Genomic DNA, 18,904 nt, shown 5'->3' on the forward strand with positions numbered 1-18,904 from the left:
CTCTTAAAATACATTCATCGGATTAAAGTCAAATTGAATCCGCAATGACTGAAATCCACTATTAATCTCTATATACTGCTCCATTCGGTTCTTCATCTCTATCAGAATCCTATAGTCTTCTCCTTTCAGATACAGCACCCGGCGGTATACATCGCTGACCTTCGCCACATAGGGACTTGCCGGACCTATGATCTGCAATTTTCGGTTCTTATCTACTCTCAGAGCGAATTCCTTCAGATACTTTGCCGCTGTCTCAAGCACCTGCTCATCCGGTCCCATCATCAATACTGCCAGAAGCTGCTCTACCGGAGGATATCCCATCAACTCCCGATAATTCATCTCCGCTTCATAGAAACCTTCATAATCCTGGGCTGCCGCCCTCTCAATACTATAATGCTCCGGGCTATATGTCTGTATCACTACTTCTCCCTTACTCTTGCCACGCCCTGCACGTCCTGCCGCCTGAGTAAGCAGTTGGAAAGTACGCTCTCCTGCCCGATAATCATTGGAATACAAGGACATATCTGCCGCCAGAATCCCAACCAGCGTCACATTCGGGAAATCATGTCCCTTTACAATCATCTGCGTGCCAATCAGAATATCCGCCTCTTCATTTGCAAATGCTTCGAGGATCTTCTCGTGCCCATCCTTAGACTTGGTAGTATCCATATCCATCCGCAGCACCCGTGCCTGTGGGAACTGTCGCTTCACCATCTCCTCTACCTGCTGAGTACCGGCTTTGAAGCCGCCGATGTAATTCGAACCGCAGGATGGACAGATATGAATCTGTGATTCCTCATACCCACAGTAGTGGCATACCAGTTTCCCATTTCGATGGGCCGAAAGCGACACATCACAGTGAGGACATTTTACTACATATCCGCAGGCTCTGCAAGAAACAAACCCTGCATAGCCCCTGCGGTTCAAGAATAACATCATCTGCTCCTTCTTTGCAAGGCGTATCTCCATCAATTCCTTCAGATGGTCACTCAAGATTGAACGATTCCCTGATTTTAATTCTTTTCGCATATCTTCCACATATACTTGAGGCAGTTCCTGCCTGCTTGCCCTCTGTTTCAATTCCAATATCCGGAAACGCCCACTTCGACATGCATAGAATGATTCCAGAGACGGTGTGGCCGAACCAAGAATCACACTCGCGCCTTCCATCTCGGCACGCTTGAGTGCCGTCTCTCTGGCATGATATCTTGGCACCTGCTCGCTCTTGTAAGTCGTCTCATGTTCCTCATCGATGACAATCAGACCCAAGTTCGAAAATGGAGTGAATAGTGCAGATCTCGGACCGATCATAACATCCACTTCTCCTGCTTTCACCCGCTCCATCTGATCGTAACGCTCTCCCTGAGACATTCTGGAATTCAAGATGGATACCCGGTCACCGAATCTCCCATAGAACCGCATGACCGTCTGATAGGTCAGGGCAATCTCCGGAATCAGCACAATTGCCTGCTTTCCTTCCTTGAGAACACGCCCGATCATCTCCATATAGACCTCTGTCTTACCGCTTCCTGTGACACCATACACAAGATAGGTTCCCCGAATTCCCCGGCTGTAATCCTCCCAGAATGTATCAATTGCCTGCTGCTGCTCATCATTAAAACATACCGCCTCTCTTGCACAGTTCTTATGCTTAATTGGATTGCGGAATACCTTCTCAGATTCCAGCGCCAGCACTTTCTGCTCCTCTAAGGATCTCACAACGGCTCTCGTAATATTTAATTTCTTCGTAAGGAAATCATAATCCTGCTCCGGCTGATCTAACATTGCTGCCAGAAGCCTTGCTCTCGCCTTTTGATTCTTGTGGAGATAGATATCCAGTTGTTTTTTTCCTTCCTCTTCCTCTAACAGAAGGCGAAGGCGCCGTTTCTCCCTGACACGCTCCTCCTTCTTAATCGGAATCACCGTCTTCAGCGCTTGGATCATTGTTCCGCCATAATACTCCTTCATCCATGCCGCCAAGGCTACCAGTTTCGCCTCGATTGCAACGCTTCCCCGCGCAACTCCTATGACCTCCTTTATCTTTGTCTCGTCATAGTTCGCTTTCTTGGAGAAGCCGATCACGTATCCCTTCGTCTCCTTGTTGCCTCTTCCGAACGGCACGACAACCTCCGTTCCAATCTTAAGCATCCCCTCCAAAGAAGAGGGGATGCTATATTGGAATACTTTATCCAGTTTTTCATGTGTGATGTCTATAATAATATCAACGTACATGTAACTCCTCTAATACTTCTTTAATCAGAACACGGTCATCCATATCATATTTCACACCCTTAATCTCCTGATAGGTCTCGTGTCCCTTTCCTGCCAGGATAATGACATCTCCCGGCTGTCCATGCTCGATGGCATATCGAATGGCTTCTTTTCTGTCACAGATGGCAATATACTTTCCATCCGTCTTCTCTATTCCTACAACAATATCAGCAATGATTGCCTCCGGCTCTTCAAAGCGCGGATTATCCGATGTAATAATGGTGAAATCAGACATATTCCCTGATACTTCTCCCATCTCATACCGGCGGGTCTTGGAGCGATTACCACCACAGCCGAAAATGGTCACAATCCTCTCCGGATTATAATCTCTAAGCGTATGCAGAAGACTTTCCAGACTCATGGCATTATGCGCATAATCTATCATCATGGTGAAATGATCGGAGACTTTCACCATCTCAATACGCCCCCTTACTTTCGCTACTTTCAATGCTTTCTTAATATTTTCAATTGGTACGTCGAAATGTCTGCATACCGCAATGGCTGTCAGTGAATTATATACGCTAAAATCTCCCGGAATATTGATCTCCACGTCAAAATCCATCAGACCATTCACATGGTATTTTACCCCCAGGTATCCCGGTCTTGTAATATGCTGGATATCTGTTGCACGCAGGTCTGCCTTTTCAGAAAAGCCAAATGTCTCAACCCTGCAGGTCGCATTCCTGAATACATCTTCATACCACTGATCATCCACATTGGCAATGCCAAGTCTACACTGTGTGAAGAGGATTCCCTTGCAGCGCTTATAATCATCAAAGTCTTTATGCTCATTCGGTCCGATGTGATCCTCGCCAAGATTCGTGAAGATACCGATCTCAAACATGATACCGGCAGTACGGTGAAGCATCAAGCCCTGTGAAGACACCTCCATTACAACGCTGTCGCATCCTGCTTCTAACATTTCTGCAAAATACTTGTGAATCGTGTAAGATTCCGGAGTCGTATTATTCGCCGGGATGCTCTTGTCTCCGATCAGTGCTTCAATCGTACCGATCAATCCTACTTTATGACCGACGCCTTCCAGAATAGATTTCACCATGTAGGTGGTAGTAGTCTTTCCCTTCGTTCCGGTAATTCCAATTACTTTTAATTTCTCAGCCGGATATCCGAAATATGCTGCTGACATCAGAGCCAATGCATAACGGGTATCTTCTACACGGATCACGGTTAAGCCTTCCGGTGCTTCCACCTCTTTTTGTACAATCACTGCTGCTGCGCCCTTGGATGCCACATCCTGTACATATACATGTCCATCTGATACGGCTCCGCTGATGCAGACGAATACGCTTCCTTCAGTTACTTTCCGGGAATCATTGATCAATTCGGTAATCTCTATCTCGTCACTTCCCTGGATGACTTCATATTGTAAACGTTCTAACAACTGGGTTAATCTCATGGTCTATTGCCTCCTGGATATTTGTTTATTGTACAGTATAACATTTTTTATAGATGCAGCAAAGGATTTCTTATGTTATAATCTAAGAAATAATGCGCTATACATTAGAAAAGGGGGACTATTACGATGAAAAGAGCGTATGAAAGATTATTGGAGTATGTTGTGGTGAGGACACCTAGTGATGAGAATAGTGGGACGGTTCCGTCTTCGGAATGTCAGTTTGATCTTGCAAGAATTCTGGAGCAAGAAATGAAACAACTGGGATTATCTGATGTGCATCTCGATGAGCACTGTTATCTATATGGCAAACTACCAGCCACCGAAGGACTGGAAACTAAGCCTGCAATCGGATTTATCGCTCATATGGACACGGTTGCTGACTTCTGTGACCATGACATTAAGCCAATCCTTACAGAGAATTATGACGGAGAAGAACTTGCACTTGGAGATAGCGGGCTGTCCTTAAGCCCTGAGACTTTTGGACATCTAAAAGGTCTGAAAGGCCGTACACTGATCACCAGCGATGGAACTACGATTCTGGGTGCTGATGATAAGGCTGGAATCGCCGAGATCCTTACGATGATTGAGAAGATTCAGGAAGAGAAGATTCCTCATGGTCCGCTTTGTGTTGCATTCACACCGGATGAAGAGATTGGACTTGGTCCGGATCATTTTAACGTAGAAGAATTCGGCGCTGATTATGCTTATACGCTGGATGGTGACACAGAAGGCGAGATTCAGTATGAGAACTTCAACGCTTGCAAAGCAAGATTCGATGTCAAAGGCTTCAATGTACATCCAGGTTCCGGAAAAGACACGATGATCAATGCCAGCCTGGTAGCTATGGAGATCAACTCTCTTCTGCCTGGCATGGAGACTCCACGCGGCACAGAAGGTTATGAAGGCTTCTATCATCTCATGAGCATGTCCGGCGAATGCGGCGAAGCTCAGTTGAACTATATTGTAAGAGACCACAACAAAGATTACTTTGAAGCCAGAAAAGATACTCTGAGACTGATTGAGAAAAATATGAATGCCAAATGGGGAGAAGGAACAGTGACACTTACTCTCACCGAGCAGTATCAGAACATGGCAGAGATTATCGCCGGATGCATGCATCTGATCGACAATGCCAAAACCGCATGCGAGAATGCCGGCGTAACACCACTGGTTCTTCCGATCCGCGGCGGCACCGATGGATGCCAGTTAAGTTTCAAGGGCTTGCCTTGCCCGAACCTCGGAACCGGCGGCCACGCTTATCATGGACCATATGAACATATTACGGTTGAAGGTATGGATAAAGCTGTAGAAGTAGCACTAGAAATTGTAAGATTGTACGCAAAATAACATGTTACCCCACCAATATCCTTCTACTCTCACTCCCGCCCCACGCTGCCAGTAATTGACGCAGCCGTGGAAGACGGTTGGTGGAGTGGCGAAGGTTAAGTGGAGCGTTCCGAAGATCCACGCGGAAGTCCTTGGTTTGCGGGATGGGAGCAGCATTCTGCGACTATCCCGCAAGTTTAGGAATTCCTGCGTTAGCTGAGGTAGAGCGGAACCTCGCAGCCACTTCACCAACCGTCTTCCATGGCGGCAGCCAATCACCCCATCCTAATCACTGCACATCTTCCTTAAACCCTTCTCCCACAACCTCATTAGATTCCATAATAATCGTAAATGACTTTGGATCAATCTGACGTGCCATCTTTTTAATCGTATACATTTGCTTGTTATTGCATGCACACATTACGACATCTTTTTTCCGCTTTGAATAACTGCCGATTCCCTGCAGAATTGTCGATCCTCTGCCAGAATATTCGTCAATCCGCTCTGCAATCTTATCTCCATGCTCGGTTACAATCAGCGTCATCTTACCTTCATCGATACCATACATGATTCGGTCCATCACAGCTGCAAGCAGATAAGTAACAATAATACCATACAGCATTCCATCGACATCTTTAAATACAAGAAGGGCTCCCAACACAATCGTAACAAAGTCTATCACAAAATTAATAATTCCCAATGTAAAATGTGGTTTTACTTTCTTAATAGACATACTGATAAAATCCTGGCCACCTGTAGAAGATCCCCGCATAAATATCATAGCATATCCAACTCCACACAGAACACCCATACAGATAGCAGCAAGCAAACGGTCCCCAGTATATACCGGAAGAAGCGGAGCCACATAGTCCGTTAACAGCGAGGATATAATCATTGTTTTCACTGATTTCAAGAAAAATGTTCTTCCCAAAAACTTATAACAAAAAATAGCAACCGGAATATTCAGTACAATCGTCCCAATTCCCACAGGAATACGAAACAAATGATACAGAATAATCGCAATACCCGAAAAACCAGCCACAGGGAAATTCGCATTCAACGCAAAATTATAGATTCCGACAGCAATCAGCATTCCTGCCACAATATCAATCAGAACATCAATCCCCAATTCTTTCCATTTTACATTTTTCATCACAAAAACCTCCTAATCGTCAACTTTCATTTGTAAAAAGTAAAATTATGTTATACTCATTCGAGCATCCCGTAATTCATGCCTTTGGCTGGCGGGCTCTGCCCGATAATGTATAAAGAATCTTTGTAAGACAAATATTTTCCCCTAATTTTAGTCTTACAAAAAAAGAGCCGCCGCAAACTATAAAAATATAATTCGCAACTGCTCTTCTGATTATTAGTATATCCATAAAACTTTATTTTGTCAATAAGTCTTCTTAGAACCTTTTGTCACAATATCCTCTCCGTACTTATGCCGAACCCCTTCCAATGCTTTGTTAATCTTATCCCTTTTCTCCTTCTTCGGATCAGGCTGGAATTGCATATCAAAGAGGCTCAACTGCTCCGGCTCGCTCTCTTCCACCAATTTGGAACTTCGGATTCCCAACAGTCTGATCGGTGTTCCGTCCCACAATTCCCGGAAAAGAGTCATCGCTTCTTTATAGATCCCTTCATCCTGATTCATTGGCTTCGCTATCTGCTTCTGGTGCGACACACTGTCGAAAGTATAATACTTTATCTCCACACTCAGCATTCCTGCCTTCTGTCCGGCTTTTCGAAGTCTTCTCCCCACACTTGCCGCAAGTTCTTTCAGCACTTTTCCTGCTTCTTCTTCCGTGACAGCATCTTGCGAAAGTGTTGTAGAGTTCCCGATTCCTTTCGCTTCCGCAGGTTCTGCCTCCACCACAGCACTGCCGACACCATTGGCGAATTCCCAGAGTTTTCTCCCATGGCTTTTCAGATGTAATTCTAAGATCTTCGGGTCTGCCTGTGCCAGATCACCTATGGTAAGGATCTCTAATTTCTGCAAAGTCTCCGCACTGGAACGACCTGCCATATAGAGTTCTGACACCGGAAGCGGCCACATTTTCACCTCTATCTCTTCCGGGAACAGGGTATGGACTTTGTTTGGCTTTTCAAAATCCGATGCCATCTTCGCTAACAATTTATTACTGGAGATTCCAACATTCACTGTGAATCCGAATCTTCGATACACCTCGTTCTTAATCTCCATCGCACCTTCTACCGAAGAAGTATATCTTCCTGCAATCTCGGTAAAATCCATATAACATTCATCGACACTGACCTGCTCAATCTTATGAGTGTAACTTTTCAGGAACTCCATCAGTTTGTCGCTGTATTGCCGGTACATCCTGTGATCTGGCGACTGCATTACGAGATTCGGGCATTTACGAATGGCATTCGCAACAGGTTCTCCTGTACGAATGCCATATCTCTTGGCAGGGATAGACTTTGCCAGCACCACTCCGTGCCGGGACTTCTGATCTCCGCCAATAATAGACGGAATGGTTCTTAAGTCTGTCTTTGCTCCGTTCTTCAATTGTTCCACCGCTGTCCAGCTAAGATAAGCGGAATTCACATCAATATGAAATATTACTGACACTTCGGGCTTAACTCCTTGCCATTAATCTACCATCTACTACGTCTATCACAATCGTTTCGCCTGCACCGATATCTCCCTGAAGCATTAATCTTGCCGCAAGTGTTTCCACATTCTTCTGCAAGTAACGCTTCAGTGGTCTTGCTCCGTAAGTCGGATCATATCCGCCTTCTACTACATAATTCTTGGCGGCATCTGTCAGTGCAATCTGAATCTCTCTGTCTGTCAGACGTTTGTTAACATCTGCTACTAATAAATCAATAATGTCATAAATATTTTCTTTCGTCAATGGCTTAAAGAGAATCATCTCATCCAGACGGTTCAGAAACTCCGGTCTAAAATGTGCTCTTAAGTCATTCATAACCGCCTGCTGGCTTGCCTCACTGATATTGCCCTGCTCATCGATTCCATCCAGAAGATAGGATGAACCGATATTAGATGTCATGATCAGAATCGTATTCTTAAAGTCTACGGTACGTCCCTGAGAGTCCGTAATCCGTCCATCATCCAATACCTGCAAAAGTACGTTGAATACATCCGGATGCGCTTTCTCGACCTCGTCAAACAGTACAACGGAATATGGTTTCCTACGAACAGCCTCTGTCAACTGACCGCCTTCATCATATCCTACATATCCCGGAGGCGCTCCGATCAGTCTGGACACGGAGTATTTCTCCATGTACTCGCTCATATCAATTCGCACCATGTTGCCCTCATCATCAAATAGACTCTCAGCAAGCGCTTTCGCAAGTTCTGTCTTACCAACACCTGTCGGTCCAAGGAACAGGAATGATCCAATTGGCTTTGTCGGGTCTTTGATTCCGGCTTTGGAACGGATGATCGCTTCTGTCACCAGTTCTACACCTTCATCCTGACCGATCACACGCTTATGGAGTTCATCTGCCAGATGCAGTGTCTTGCTTCTTTCGCTCTCATTTAACTTCGCTACCGGGATTCCTGTCCATCGGGATACGATCTTTCCAATCTCCTCATCTGTCACACTCTCATGTACCAGAGACAGGTCTTCATCTTTCACCTTCGCTTCTTCTGCTTCCAATTGCTTCTGCAATTGCGGGAGTCTTCCATACTGAAGTTCTGCCGCCTTCTCAAGATCATAGGAATGCTGCGCTTTCTCAATGGCTTTGTTCACCTGTTCAATCTCTTCACGAATCTTCTGAACGCGCTCTACTCCTACTTTCTCATTATCCCACTGGGCTTTCTTTCCGGCGAATTCTTCCCGAAGTTCCGCTAATTCCTGCTGCAGATGCTCTAACCTTTCTTTACTTAAGCGGTCTTCTTCTTTCTTAAGCGCCGCCTCTTCAATCTCAAACTGCATAATCTTACGCTGCAATTCATCCAATTCTGTCGGCATGGAATCCAGTTCCGTCTTAATCAAGGCACAAGCCTCATCAACAAGGTCAATCGCCTTATCTGGCAGGAATCTGTCTGAGATATAACGATCAGAAAGTGTCGCTGCCGCAACCAGCGCACCGTCTGTAATCTTAACGCCGTGGAACACTTCATAACGCTCTTTCAGGCCTCGAAGAATAGAAATTGCATCTTCAACCGTCGGCTCATCTACCATTACCGGCTGGAAACGACGCTCCAAAGCCGCATCCTTTTCAATATACTGACGGTACTCATCTAAAGTTGTCGCACCGATACAGTGAAGTTCTCCTCTGGCAAGCATCGGTTTCAACATATTGCCCGCATCCATAGCACCGTCCGTCTTACCGGCACCTACGATCGTATGAAGTTCATCGATGAAAAGAATAATCTTGCCGTCACTGTTCTTCACTTCTTCCAGCACTGCCTTCAGACGCTCTTCGAATTCTCCACGATACTTGGCACCTGCCACAAGCGCTCCCATATCCAGGGAAAAGATTGTCTTATCTTTCAAGCCCTCCGGTACATCGCCACGGACGATTCGTTGTGCCAGTCCCTCGACAACTGCAGTCTTACCAACACCAGGTTCACCGATCAATACCGGATTGTTCTTCGTTTTTCTGGAAAGGATACGAATTACATTACGTATCTCGGAGTCACGTCCGATCACAGGATCTAGTTTTTGCTCTCTTGCACGTTCTACAAGATCTGAGCCGTACTTGTTCAGCGTATCGTAGGTATCTTCCGGATTATCGCTGGTTACACGCTGGTTTCCCCTAACAGTGGACAATGCCCGCAGGAACTCATCCCTCTTGATACCCATTTCCCGGAAAAGGGACTTCATCTCTTTATTCGGATATTTTATCAGCGACAAAAAGAGATGCTCAACAGATACATATTCATCTCCCATCTGCTTTGCTTCATCTTCCGCATGAATCAGGGCTTTGTTTAAGTCCTGACCGACATATTGCTGACCGCCCTGAACTTTGGTACGCTTCCTTAATGCTTCTTCTGTGCGGTTAATGATATTGTTCTTATCGATTCCCATCTTCTCCAAGAGTTTGAGAATCAGACTGTCGTCCTGTGTGAGCAATGCATAGAGCAGATGCTCCTGCTCAATCTCCTGGTTGCCGTACTCTAATGCCACGCGCTCACAGTTCTGGACTGCTTGTAAGGATTTTTGCGTAAATTTATTTATATTCATAGTGACAACCTCCTCGTATAACGTTATCTTAAATTAGTGATTTGTTCTATTTGCAATATAACATTAACGCTTTTTGTTAGCACTGTCAAGTGGTGAGTGCCAAAAAGATTATAAAAATTTAGTGAAACCTCTAAAGTCCTAGTTTCACTAAACTTAAAACTCACTATCAACTATGGTTTTTCTCTACTCGCTGTCCAATCTACCTTCCTAAAAATTAATAAACTTACCTATTTCTCATCCCACAACTAATCGCTCCCACCGGGCAAGCCTTCTTACACCTTCCACACCGGATACACTCCGGATGGTTCGCATTCTCCACCGGATTCACCTGCATCTGACACGTCTGCGCACACTTTCCACAATGCACACACTTCTCATCATCTACCCGATATCTGAAAATCGAGATCGGATTAAAAACAGAATACAGCGCCCCCAGCGGGCAGATATATTTACAAAACGGACGATAGATGATCATCGAAAGTATGATTGTGATCATCAGCAGCACACCCTTCCACGCATACAGCCATCCTACTGCACTTTGCAGGGACTGATTCATCAGAACCAGCGGGATTCCCCCCTCCAGCATCCCTGCCGGACAGATCAATTTGCAGAAATACGGCGCTCCCTGCCCCATGATATCCACAACGAACAGCGGAAGCAAGATCACGAATACCGCGAAGATCACATATTTCAACTTTCTTAATAATATATCCCCGTAAAAAGTCCTGATTTTCTTCGGAAATGGAATCTTATGCAGCAACTCCTGAATCAGCCCGAATGGGCACAAGAATCCACATACCACTCGTCCGATCATCGCTCCTATAAAGATCAGAAAGCCAATCACATAATATGCCATTTTAAAATTCCAACTACCCACAACTGCCTGTATCGCCCCAATCGGACAGGCTCCGACCGCCCCAGGGCAGGAATAGCAGTTAAGTCCGGGAACGCAGATTTTCTTTAAATTTCCTTTGTAAATCTTCCCCTGAAGGAATCCAGCCAGATAACTGTTCGTCAGCAATGCCCACAGTGCCTGAATTCCATGACGGGACCATTCATTGATTTTCATCTTTTGCTTATCCAATTCCTATACACTCCAAACATATTCTTACTGCTTTTGCCAACACAACATCCACTTCGCCACGACAGATTCCATATCCCATCATCAGAATCCCCAGCATAGCTATCACAATTCCTATCCATCTGGATTCCCTTATTTTCGCCATTACTATTCTCCTTTTACTCCTTTAAGTTCTGTCTTCACGATCTCTATCCTTCCACTCCCAACAATTCCAATATCTCTTCTCTTCCAAGGCTGCCAAGTTGTGCCGTCTCTCCGCCAACGATCCGATCTGCCAGATTCTTTTTCGTCTCTTGAAGTTTTTGTATTTTCTCTTCAATAGTGTCTTTAACAATCAGTTTGTAGACCGTTACCTTCTTCGTCTGCCCGATACGATGGGCGCGGTCAGTCGCCTGATTCTGTACCGCCTGATTCCACCATGGATCATAGTGGATCACCACATCGGCTCCGATAAGGTTCAGGCCCACGCCTCCTGCTTTTAATGAGATCAAGAATACAGACACATTTCCCTCATTAAACTCCTTCACCAATTGCAACCTTTTTTCTTTCGAAGTACTGCCTGTAATCATATAGTATGAGATTCCCGATTCCTCCAGCCTATTCTTAAGAATCTCCAGCATCGAAGTAAACTGCGAGAATACAAGCATCCTGTGACCGCCATCAACCGCGCTTTGAATCAACTGGAGGCATGCCTCAAGTTTGGCGGTCTCACCCTTGTAGTTATCGAAACAAAGTGACGGATCGCAGCATATCTGCCGAAGCCTTGTCAGTTCTGCCAGAATCAGCATCTTATTCTTATTAAATTCCGCATCATCCTGCCTTGCAATATCTTCTTTCATATGCAACACCTGTGCATCATACAGTTTCTGCTGCTCACTTCCGAACCTTACATAGCGTGCTTCTTCCAGTTTCTCTGGCAGATCTTTCAACACATCCTCTTTCACTCTTCGCAGAATGAACGGGCTTACCATTTTCTGAAGGCGGTTCATTGCCACTTCATCATTGTTCTTTACAATTGGAGTCTCTATCTCTCGTTTGAATACATCATAACCATACAGAAAGCCGGGCATCAGGTAGTCGAAAATACTCCATAACTCACTCAGCCTGTTCTCGATTGGTGTGCCGGTCAAAGCATAGCGTATCCTGCTGTGTATTACCTTTACTGCCTTTGCCGCTGCCGTGGTATGATTCTTAATATACTGTGCTTCATCTATAATCTGATAGTAGAATTGTATCTCCTCATAAAATCCTATATCCCGCTTCAGAAGGTCATAAGATGTCACTAGAACATCATAATCCTGATACACCGCAATCTTAGCCTGACGTTCCTCCTGATTGCCCACGATCAGAGACACTTTAAGTTCCGGTGAGAATCTTATGAATTCCTCTCCCCAGTTGAATACCAGAGATGCCGGTGCCACAACAAGAGAAGGTCCCTCTCTTCTCTCCTCTTTTGCCGCCAATAATACCGCAACCGCCTGCAAAGTCTTGCCAAGTCCCATGTCATCCGCAAGAATTCCGCCAAACTGCCAGGATTCCAGAGTACGCAGCCACTTATATCCATTCTTCTGATACTTGCGCATGATCTTTGAAAGGCTTGCCGGTTCCTCATAATCTGCATCCTTAATAGTCTTGAAACCTTTCACCACTTCCCGGAAACGGCTGTCTCTGTTGCTATAGACCTCTTCATGTTCTTCCAGCATCTTATCCAGATACAGCGTACGATACATCGGAAGATGCATCCGTCCCTTCAGAAGTTCCTTCGGCTTCAGATGCATGGCATCCAGCATCTCAGCAAGCATGGCAAGAGACGAATCTTCCATATTCACAAAAGATCCATTCTTCAGCCGATAATATCTCTTCTTCTTGCGATAACTGTTCAGGATATCCAGAAGTTCATCTGCAGGAACATCCTCAGTCTGAATATCCAGATCCAAAAGCCCCGAAGAAACAGAGACTCCTACCGATAGCTTCACTCTCCTGATTGCATGAAGATTAAGAAACCGCTTGGTACACCGCACTTCTCCCAACTCCATCAGCCGCTCTGTGCCATGCTCCATAACCTGATATATCTGTTCCTCATCCCCATCACAATGCAGTTCTTCTTTCTCCCAGTCAATCACCGGTATCCATTGCAGAACTTGATACAAGATCTCTTCTTCCCTGGAAGCATCCCGAAAAGACTCAAGTTCTCCTTCGTGACGCATACGAATACCTTCCAATACCGATACTTCTTTATCACCATATCTCGCACTCACCTGACAGGTAACATTCTGCGCCTCGGCATCAAGATAAAAGGTAAACTGTGCATCCGGCGGCAGATAGGTTCTGAATACTTCCGGATCTGTCTCCATAACATCTGCCACACCCTCTAACTGCGGCAATATCCTGTAGTAGAACTCTGCCATATGCTTTCGCCCTACAACAAAAGAAAACGTACCGTCAACTGCCAGATTAGCGAAAGGTTCAATCTTCTTAACAAAATCCTCCTCCACCCGACAGAGGCAGTCAGTTTCAATAAAATAAGCCGAATCCATTCCATAATATAATTCCGGCAGGCTTCCCTCTACACGCACTCCATGGAATCCCTCATCTTCTTCTATCCGCTCTGGCATAATACGCATGGATATTTGGGGATTACGCATGGCATGAGACAAGATTCCCCTTTTCTTCTTTTCGGCACAATCCTTATCCTCGAACTCGATATCTCCCTCTGCCATCCGGTCAAAGAACTCATCCAATCTCCATCCAAACAAATGCAGTGTGCTTCCAACTCCCTTTTTCCGATAATAATAATACTCTCTTGACTCCAACAATCTCTGTTGGAACTCCTCTTCTTCACGCACGATCCGGCTGACAAACCGTATCCAGGCTTTTCCCTCTTCGGTAAAATTATCCAGGCTGTGATTGATCTCCGTCTTCGATCCGTATGTATCCGTGGCTGAATTCCTGACATTTTCACAGAAATCATCCAACTTTTTGACAACGAACATTTTCCCATCTCCGACTTTAAAAGATATGGATAATTCTCCATCCTTACGTGTCAGTCTTGGCTGCAATCGCAAACTCTCTTTCTTAACATTCACATCCTCCGCTATCAGATTCGCCCTTTGTTCCCCGTAATAATTCATGATCATCTGACCATTCTGATTCGTTGCATCTTCAAAATTATGTGTATTCAGATACTCCTCCAGAACGCTCAATACTCCTGCCTTATAAGGACAGTTTGTCTTTCTGGAATTCCATGTATAATAGCTACGTCTGCACTGCGGACATTCACACTCCGAATTTTTAATCTCTGTGGAAGAGAATATCATACGAATTGGAAATTCCTCACTTTCGGATATCCCTACTGCTTCAATCTGTCCCAGCGGTTCACCATTATAACTGTCATAGCCGGATACAATTCTTCCCAACTTAATAGTTCCTTCCTGATAGAGTCTCTTTCCTCTGCGGAAGGCATCTGCCGGAATCACCATTGAATTCTTAATACGAGTTCCATTGAAAAAACTATAGTTTTCCAATTCATCCATGCTCTTACGATAATCTTCCGGGCCCTCTGCCTCCATCTCTTCGACCCCCGGATTACCCAGCAATGTATATTCCAACTTGCGGCTTTCCTTCTTACGATATTTTTCCTCCTCCAGCTTACGCTTCTGCTCGGCAAGACGCCTCGCTTCTTCCTCTTCTCTTCGTTTCCGATCGGCAAGTCTTTTTGCTTCTTCTTGTTCCTTTCGTTTCTTTTCGGCTTTATGACGAGCCTCTTCCTCCTTTTGCTCTCGAATCTTTTGACGTCTGGCTTCTTCAGCCAGACGTTTCTCGTTCTCCTGTCTGCTCACCTCTTCTGCCCGCTTCTTCTGCTCCTCTTTTTTCCTTGCCATCTCTGCCTTTCGTTCCTTTCGGGCACGACGGCGGTCTTCTCTCTCCTGCTCTTGTTGCCGGGCTTCCTCGGCGGCTTTCGCTTTCTCTGCCGCTTTTGCCGCACGCTCCGCTTCCTGCCTGCTTTTCAACTCTGCCGCTCTTATTTCTTGCGCTTCTTGCTCCAGACGTCGTCTTTCCTCAGCCTGCCGCTCTTTCTCCTGCTGCCTGAGAAGTTGATCCATCTTCAGCCACTGTTCCATAAGCATCGCTTCTGCTGATTTCTCTTCTTCCGTCTTGTTATGCTCCTCAATAGCGTATAGCACTGCCGCCATATGCTCACAGTTTCTTCCGACTTTTGATACCGGACAACTGCACCGCATCCGTCCCAGTTGATCATCACGAATCCGAATAGATACTTCAAACCGCTCTTTTCCTAACACGACTCCTTCATAACCAACATTTGTCTCCTTCAGATCCGCAACTCTTTTCTTCTGAAAAGATGCCTTCCCTCTTTCTAATGTATCTTTATCAAACTTTTGTTCCCATTCCATCTTAGCAATTTCCTTTCCTGCGCCATATTATATCATTTGCCTTATCCTATGTCACCGTAATTTATCAAACTGATGGCAATTAATTCTCTAATCTGTTACAATTAAAAGTAATTGTAGCATAATCTTATATATCATTTTAACGAGGTGACCCATGTCCAACAATCGAATCAATATTAAAAAAACATTCATTTTCATCCTGCCATTCATCCTTGGCACTTATGGTCTCTTCTGGCTGGAACATATCCCCTTGCAGGATGCTCTTTTCTCCAGCGTTGCCATGTATTTCCTGAATTACGGGGATACCCCGGCCAATATCTATATAGAGATTGCCAGATGGACTGCCCCGCTTATGACAGCCAGCGGAATCATCTTCGCTGTTTCTGTACTCCACACCAGATGGCATAACTGGATCATATACCTGCGCGGCGGCAGCATCGCGGTATACGGAGAACCAGATCAGACTGCAGATGTTCTGAATGAACTTGGCAGGAAAGGGATTAAAGGCAAAGAGTCCTTCGTGAAAGCGGACCGATACATTCTTCTGGATGATGAGAGCAAGAACTTCTCATTCTACCGCACGAACCAGTCACGCCTGACCGGAAAAACCGTCTACCTTGAATGTTCTTCTCTACAGGCACAGACTGTAATCGGCGGTGATTTGAAATTATTCTGTCCGGAAGAAACTGCCGCCCGCCTTTTCTGGAAACAGGCAAGACTCTATCAGCAGTCCTGTGATTCTGACCATCAGTTGAAGATTGTGATCTTAGGATTCGGGAAATTAGGTGAAGAACTTCTCTTATGGGGACTTCAGGATAACCTGTTCTCACCAGATCAATTGATCGAATACCATATCTTTGGTGATAGCGAAGGTTTCTCCTGTATGCATAGAGAGATGGATTCCATCGGTGATAAAGTATATTTCCACAAGGAGGAATGGTATCAGAATCTTTCTCTGATGAGAGATTCTGACCGAATCATCCTCTGTACCCAAGCCTCCCAGACAGAATTGCTCAAAGACCTCTTATTCACCATACCGGTCAAAATATTCGATGTATTTATGGCTGAGGATGCTTCCGTAGATTTTCTGGAGGCACAAGAACGAATCCGGCTGTTCCCATGGAGGCGCGAGGCTTTGCGCCTGTCCAATCTCCTGGATGAGCCGCTTCTTGAGCGAGCCAAACGAATCAACCTTAGATATAGCCATATTTATATGGGTGTACCGGAAGATGATAAAACAAAAGAAGCAGAGTGGAAGAAACTGGATTCCTTCACGCGTTACTCTAATATCAGTTCCGCAGATTACCATGAGATCCGCCTACAGATGTTGGAAACCTGGGGAATCCCTGCTGATAAACACTCTTCTGACAATAAGTTGCTTAGCGAACTTACTTCCGCACAGATGGAACTGCTGGCAGAACTGGAGCATATTCGCTGGTGCCGTTATCATTATCTGAATAACTGGACATATGGCGTTCCGGCTAATGGAAAGAACAAAGACAAGAATCTGCGGATTCATACAGACCTGATTCCCTATGATTCTCTGAGTGAAGAGGATAAAGAAAAAGACCGTGAGAATATAAGAATCCTCTTAAATATCATTATGGACTAATTTTATCTGTTAAAATGCTATAAAACTATAAGCATCATTCATCAATAGAAGGCGGTAATTCCATGTGAAACTACCGCCTTCTTCATGCACTTTGATTTATCGAACCGAATACACCCACATTGCCTTAATCTGATCTGCAATCTCATCATATACCCACGGCTGGCTGCTATTCTTCCTGCTAAACGGATCATTGATCGTAACACTGCCATCTTTATATCCTGTCAGCACAATAAAGTGCCCGTTCTGCGTAAAATCACCAGGACCCACACTGCAGATAATCGGATGTCCTGCATTCAGTTCCGCTCTTACCTGATCCTCCGTCAACTGTCCATCATAACAAGACAAGTTCCAGTTAGCCCCTACCTCATTCATGAATCTCCAGTATGTATCATTATTCTCATCTATATACTGATGCTCGGTCCCGTATGCTGCTACTTTCGCCGGAGTAATCGAAGCATCGTTGGTAAGCCCTGCCGCAACCATCGCCATACATGTAGGTCCGCATCCGCTGACAGCCACAATACTCGTCCCATATCCGGCATACCCCCAGCGCTCATCCCACTGATATAACTTAGGAATCTGACCTTCTACCAGATCTTCTCCAATCGTATCCGCACTCGGCAGATCCTTCTTTTCTTCATAATCTTCAACAAAATCCAATGTCTCTTCATTCTTATCCAATAATTCAATCACGCTTGTTGGACACCCCTTGCTCCGCACCTCTTTTTTGACCCGCTCAACCCTCTGTGCATCCGTCTCAATCGACTCAGTCTTATCTACAGCCTTTTTCGTCTCATCTCGCTGTTCTATCTTAGAAGCCCCTGCCAATGCCTCCTTTTTATTCCTTCGTATATGACAACAAACCAGTGCACTAACGATAAGAATCACAATCATTCCCAACAATAGCAACTGACGGCGCACCTGCTGTTTGCGCCGGGAATTCCTCCTCCTATTGTTACTCATCTATACTCATCCTCTCGTTTGGTAATTATTTCATCTATTTATAATATGCATTCATACAACTTCATGCTGTTAATTATACTCTACCGCCATATGCGAGGCAACTTAAGAATTCTTTAATTCTCCATGCAAATCAATCCTGTTTTTTCATATTCTGGTATTTTTTGTAACAGTTCAGCCATAAGCCGGATTGTGGGCGAATCATGCTTGCATGAATGAACACACAATCCGGCTTATGAGCAGAGCGCCATTTTATGAGCAAAAAGAGCTGCGTAGCAGCGGAGAAGTATCGCAGATGCGTTTTGCGAATGGCGCGGGCTGAACTGTTACTATTTTTTTAACATTTTTCAAATTAGCACTTGATATTTCTCTCCAAAAGTGCTAACATATACCTCGGTCGTAAGAACGACTCCAACAGAATACCGGTCGGGGTGTGGCTCAGCTTGGCTAGAGCGCCTGGTTTGGGACCAGGAGGTCGCAGGTTCGAATCCTGTCACCCCGATACTTTATGCGGGTGTAGTTCAATGGTAGAACACCAGCCTTCCAAGCTGGATACGTGGGTTCGATTCCCATCACCCGCTCTTTTCATGCCCGTTAATCAGGGCTTTTTTGTTTTAACATGCCAATCTATGAATTGAGGATTTG

Annotated in this window: 11 protein-coding genes and 2 tRNA genes; 4 read left to right on the forward strand and 9 right to left on the reverse strand. The window is 45.1% G+C overall.

The window, feature by feature from the left end; genetic code table 11:
* Window positions 1–3: 3 nt before the first annotated feature.
* Together priA and ACQRBN_RS11145 are read right to left on the reverse strand one after the other, a co-directional pair.
* Window positions 4–2,232: a replication restart helicase PriA gene (gene priA / locus ACQRBN_RS11140; protein ID WP_427739067.1), complete on the reverse strand. Its 2,229-nt coding sequence runs from the start codon at window positions 2,230–2,232 to the stop codon at window positions 4–6.
* On the reverse strand, window positions 2,222–3,688 hold the full coding sequence (locus tag ACQRBN_RS11145) for a UDP-N-acetylmuramoyl-L-alanyl-D-glutamate--2,6-diaminopimelate ligase (RefSeq protein WP_427739068.1): 1,467 nt from the start codon (window positions 3,686–3,688) through the stop codon (window positions 2,222–2,224). Before ACQRBN_RS11145 ends, priA begins: the two co-directional genes overlap by 11 nt.
* Before the next feature lie 126 nt (window positions 3,689–3,814).
* Between ACQRBN_RS11145 and pepT the strand changes: the two genes are divergently transcribed.
* Complete coding sequence (gene pepT, locus ACQRBN_RS11150) at window positions 3,815–5,035, forward strand: peptidase T (protein ID WP_427739069.1); 1,221 nt, start codon at window positions 3,815–3,817, stop codon at window positions 5,033–5,035.
* Window positions 5,036–5,303: 268 nt separating this feature from the next.
* Here pepT and ACQRBN_RS11155 read toward each other — a convergent pair whose 3' ends face one another.
* The 6 genes from ACQRBN_RS11155 to ACQRBN_RS11180 all read right to left on the reverse strand — a co-directional run bounded on the left by ACQRBN_RS11155 (window position 5,304) and on the right by ACQRBN_RS11180 (window position 15,690).
* Window positions 5,304–6,167, reverse strand: coding sequence for a YitT family protein (locus ACQRBN_RS11155; RefSeq protein WP_427739071.1), 864 nt, complete (start codon window positions 6,165–6,167; stop codon window positions 5,304–5,306).
* Between the two features lie 243 nt (window positions 6,168–6,410).
* The gene (locus ACQRBN_RS11160) at window positions 6,411–7,610 is read right to left on the reverse strand and encodes a Y-family DNA polymerase (protein ID WP_427739072.1); all 1,200 of its coding nucleotides are present in this window, start codon (window positions 7,608–7,610) and stop codon (window positions 6,411–6,413) included.
* A gap of 7 nt (window positions 7,611–7,617) precedes the next feature.
* Window positions 7,618–10,197, reverse strand: coding sequence for an ATP-dependent chaperone ClpB (gene clpB / locus ACQRBN_RS11165; RefSeq protein ID WP_427739073.1), 2,580 nt, complete (start codon window positions 10,195–10,197; stop codon window positions 7,618–7,620).
* 223 nt (window positions 10,198–10,420) lie between these two features.
* Complete coding sequence (locus ACQRBN_RS11170; protein WP_427739074.1) at window positions 10,421–11,266, reverse strand: 4Fe-4S binding protein; 846 nt, start codon at window positions 11,264–11,266, stop codon at window positions 10,421–10,423.
* A 7-nt stretch (window positions 11,267–11,273) separates the two neighbouring features.
* Window positions 11,274–11,423, reverse strand: a complete 150-nt coding sequence (locus tag ACQRBN_RS11175) for a CD1871A family CXXC motif-containing protein (RefSeq protein WP_427739075.1) — start codon at window positions 11,421–11,423, stop codon at window positions 11,274–11,276.
* 43 nt (window positions 11,424–11,466) lie between these two features.
* Window positions 11,467–15,690: an SNF2 helicase associated domain-containing protein gene (locus tag ACQRBN_RS11180; protein WP_427739076.1), complete on the reverse strand. Its 4,224-nt coding sequence runs from the start codon at window positions 15,688–15,690 to the stop codon at window positions 11,467–11,469.
* Between the two features lie 151 nt (window positions 15,691–15,841).
* On the opposite strand from ACQRBN_RS11180, the gene ACQRBN_RS11185 reads away from it, so the two are divergent.
* Window positions 15,842–17,299 (forward strand): RyR domain-containing protein, encoded by a 1,458-nt coding sequence (locus tag ACQRBN_RS11185; RefSeq protein WP_427739077.1) that lies wholly within the window; start codon window positions 15,842–15,844, stop codon window positions 17,297–17,299.
* A gap of 96 nt (window positions 17,300–17,395) precedes the next feature.
* On the opposite strand, the gene ACQRBN_RS11190 is transcribed toward ACQRBN_RS11185, so the two are convergent.
* Window positions 17,396–18,262, reverse strand: a complete 867-nt coding sequence (locus ACQRBN_RS11190; RefSeq protein WP_427739078.1) for a C39 family peptidase — start codon at window positions 18,260–18,262, stop codon at window positions 17,396–17,398.
* A gap of 424 nt (window positions 18,263–18,686) precedes the next feature.
* On the opposite strand from ACQRBN_RS11190, the gene ACQRBN_RS11195 reads away from it, so the two are divergent.
* Together ACQRBN_RS11195 and ACQRBN_RS11200 are read left to right on the forward strand one after the other, a co-directional pair.
* Window positions 18,687–18,761, forward strand: a tRNA-Pro gene (locus ACQRBN_RS11195).
* 8 nt (window positions 18,762–18,769) lie between these two features.
* Window positions 18,770–18,840 (forward strand) — tRNA-Gly (locus tag ACQRBN_RS11200).
* Window positions 18,841–18,904: the final 64 nt, after the last annotated feature.

The organism is Bariatricus sp. SGI.154, from assembly GCF_050313795.1.
In the GTDB taxonomy this organism is placed as follows: Bacteria; Bacillota; Clostridia; order Lachnospirales; family Lachnospiraceae; genus CAMBRQ01.